Source organism: Seonamhaeicola marinus (assembly GCF_008085455.1).
Genome location: NZ_VSDQ01000925.1, coordinates 1 through 1,042 on the forward strand (window position 1 = coordinate 1; position 1,042 = coordinate 1,042).

The window sequence follows — 1,042 nt, forward strand, 5'->3', positions numbered from 1 at the left end:
AAAAAAATAACCACAGGCATTTACAAAAAACCAACTAGCACTCCTATTTACTTAGGAAAAACTGATGTTAAGGATGATGAAGTGACAGACCGCAAACACCATGGTGGTACATTTAAAGCTTGTTATTTATTTTCAGCTGAAGAATATAATTATTGGAAAGAGCTTTACCCAAATTTAGATTGGAACTGGGGTATGTTTGGTGAAAATTTAACTGTTGAAGGTTTAAATGAAAAAACACTTGTTATTGGCAATATTTACAAAGTTGGTAATGCTTTAGTACAAGTTACCCAACCAAGAGAACCTTGCTTTAAATTTGGTGTTAAATTTGGAACACAAGATGTTTTAATGCAATTTATTAACCGCGGTTTACCAGGAACTTACATACGTGTTTTGCAAGAAGGTACTGTAAAAGTTGGTGATACATTTAAATTAATTGAAACATCAAAAAATAATTTAACAACAGCCCAGTTTTTTAATTTACTTTATCAAAAAAATAAAGATAAAAAGTTGGTTGAACTAGCAATAAAAAACACCGCTTTACCTGAGAGTAAACGCAACAAACTATCTAAATTTATTCAAAAAAAATAATAATTGTATTAACACTTAAAAAAATCTGGTTATATTACAAAACACCCTAATTAAACAGATTTACTAATACAGACTACTTTTTTTAATGGATTTTACAAACCCGCTAGTTTATGGCGTTCCTTGTTTTTTAGGCCTTATTTTAGTTGAACTTACTTACAGCAAAGCACATAACCACAAACTTTATAATTGGAAAGACTTAGGCTCTAGCCTATTTATGGGTATTGGCTCTGTTATTTTAGCGCCTTTAATTAAAACAATTTCGGCTATTGTTATTTTTAATTATTTATATGAATTATGCAACCCAATTGTAAATGGTGTTAGAACCAATATATTAGGTTACCAATCTTTTGGGTATGCTTGGTATGTATGGGTAGCTTGCCAATTTTTAGATGATTTTACCTATTATTGGTTTCACAGGCAAAACCATATGGTAAGGTTTTTATGGGCTGCTCAT

General features: G+C 30.3%; 2 protein-coding genes. Both read left to right on the top strand.

Annotated elements, in window-relative coordinates:
* On the top strand, window positions 1-588 hold a 588-nt coding region (locus FUA24_RS24855; RefSeq protein ID WP_148546111.1), incomplete at its 5' end, for an MOSC domain-containing protein.
* Between the two features lie 85 nt (window positions 589-673).
* On the top strand, window positions 674-1,042 hold a 369-nt coding region (locus tag FUA24_RS24860; protein WP_394344247.1), incomplete at its 3' end, for a sterol desaturase family protein.